This window comes from bacterium (assembly GCA_040755795.1).
GTDB lineage: Bacteria > UBA9089 > CG2-30-40-21 > CG2-30-40-21 > SBAY01 > JBFLXS01.
The window spans coordinates 1-1,859 of sequence record JBFLXS010000604.1; the positions used below are offsets into that span (position 1 = coordinate 1).

The window sequence follows — 1,859 nt, forward strand, 5'->3', positions numbered from 1 at the left end:
AGTTAAACATACCTCAATGTGTAGAAGTTGTGAATAACCTTACAAAATTAGGTATTTATAATGTAATAAATAATGCAAAAACTATGTGGTGGATAATATCGTTGGTAGTAACAGGGATGGTAGGAGTCCTAATCAATACCATTATAGGATTTTTCAAATGAAAGACAATTTTAAAAAAGACCAGCAATTATCTTATAATTTCTGGTATTCGGAATTAGTCCGAACCGAACATAGGCAATTTTTAGAAAAAAATTGGATAGAAGGATTGCAATATATTGATAATGCACGAAAATTATGTTTTGACTTATTGCAACCTATAAGAGATTATTATAATAAACCATTGATTATTCATTCTGGATTTAGATGTAAAGAGTTAAATAGAGCGGTTAAAGGAAGTCCTAATAGTCAGCATACATTTTTTGAGGCTTGCGATTTTCATATTGTAGGTGAAAAATTAGAGAATATTTGGCAGTGGATTTGGAAAGAAAGTAAATTAAGATTTGGACAGATAATTTTAGAAGGATGGGTTGTAGGACGTCCTTCGTGGATACATATTTCACTATGCGGAAATAGACCGCTTGATAAATGCCAGGAAGTCTGGACTTTTTTTCAAGGAAAGTATAGTAAGATTGCGTAAATATGAATTCTTTATTAGAACTTCATTACCAATTTTGCAACATTGGGAGGACAAAATAGTGGCAAAAAAGAAGGTAGAAATTGAATTTAGTAAGGTAGAAGTTGTGAATGAAGAAGGAGGACTGGGAACACGAATACCATTAGATATAGCCAAACAAATGGGTATAAAAGAGGGTAATCTGTTAGGATGGGGAAACATAGGGAAATCAGCCGTAATTTATAAATTTACTAAACGATTACCTGATGGTGCAGAAATACTTCTAATAGAGGGTTGAAATGTTTGACCAAAAAAGGGCATATTTATTAGCACAAATTTGTCAATTATCTTATGAAGAATATCCTACAATTCCTACTAAAAATATTTACGAGACATTAGGAACCGGATTAGATATATACCCGATGTCTGTGAAAGATACACAGGCATTAGGTATTGCTAATGACAAAGAGTTGATAATAGCTTTCAGAGGTACAGAGCCAGATTGTATTAATGACTGGCTAACTGATATTAACATTAAGCGAACAGATGGAATACATAGAGGTTTTAGAAAAGCATATCAAGATATAAGAGAAAATATTAGAATTATTGTCAAGGATAATATATTTAAGAATATATATATTACTGGACATTCTTTAGGTGGAGCATTAGCGACAATATGTACTTTAAATTCATTGGATTTAAAAATGAATTTAAAAGGTATCTATACTTTTGGTGCTCCACGATGTTTCAGTAAAAGAAAAAGTAGAATATATGATGCTTTATATGGCGACATATCATATCGCATTGTAAATAATTGCGATATTGTTACCAGAATTCCAACAAGAATGAGTGATTATCATCATGTAGCACAATTAGTTTATATTGACAATGATGGTAAATTGCATTATGGAGATAGTGCCTATGGTTTTTGGAAGACATTCTGGGATAGAGTAGAAGGAAGATTAGAAAGTTTAGCTCACTTGAGATTAGCGGATGGTATCGACGACCACGCTATAGCCAAATATATCAAATTTTTGAAACCATAGAAAGGAGGACTATTATGAAATTAGTATATGTAGGACAAGGAGAGGAAATACAAAATCCGCTGGTCAAAGAAATTATTTATCGAAATATTCCTTTTGAAGTTGAAGAAGCTATTGGCAATAAATTACTACAATATGCAGGATTTGAAATAGTTAAAGAGGGAGCAAAGAAGAAGATAAAGGAGGGCTAATAAGATGGCAGA

At 32.0% G+C, this 1,859-nt stretch carries 4 protein-coding genes; all 4 read left to right on the forward strand.

From position 1 onward, the window contains the following. Positions 1 to 157 precede the first annotated feature (157 nt). Genes AB1414_20130 through AB1414_20145 form a run of 4 tightly spaced genes read left to right on the forward strand, consistent with a single transcriptional unit; the run spans position 158 to position 1,847 of the window. On the forward strand, positions 158 to 637 hold the full coding sequence (locus tag AB1414_20130; protein MEW6609722.1) for a D-Ala-D-Ala carboxypeptidase family metallohydrolase: 480 nt from the start codon (positions 158 to 160) through the stop codon (positions 635 to 637). A gap of 58 nt (positions 638 to 695) precedes the next feature. Then, a complete protein-coding gene (locus tag AB1414_20135; GenBank protein ID MEW6609723.1) occupies positions 696 to 911 on the forward strand; it encodes a hypothetical protein in 216 nt (71 codons plus the stop codon). Position 912: 1 nt separating this feature from the next. Next, a complete protein-coding gene (locus AB1414_20140) occupies positions 913 to 1,659 on the forward strand; it encodes a lipase family protein (protein MEW6609724.1) in 747 nt (248 codons plus the stop codon). Positions 1,660 to 1,673: 14 nt separating this feature from the next. Continuing rightward, entirely contained in the window at positions 1,674 to 1,847 is a 174-nt protein-coding gene (locus AB1414_20145) for a hypothetical protein (GenBank protein MEW6609725.1), read from the forward strand. Positions 1,848 to 1,859 lie beyond the last annotated feature (12 nt).

Bases quoted from the DNA above. Each gene is read 5' to 3' on its own strand.
- AB1414_20145 (MEW6609725.1), top strand. From the start codon at position 1,674: ATGAAATTAGTATATGTAGGACAAGGAGAGGAAATACAAAATCCGCTG.
- AB1414_20140 (MEW6609724.1), top strand. From the start codon at position 913: ATGTTTGACCAAAAAAGGGCATATTTATTAGCACAAATTTGTCAATTA.
- AB1414_20130 (MEW6609722.1), top strand. From the start codon at position 158: ATGAAAGACAATTTTAAAAAAGACCAGCAATTATCTTATAATTTCTGG.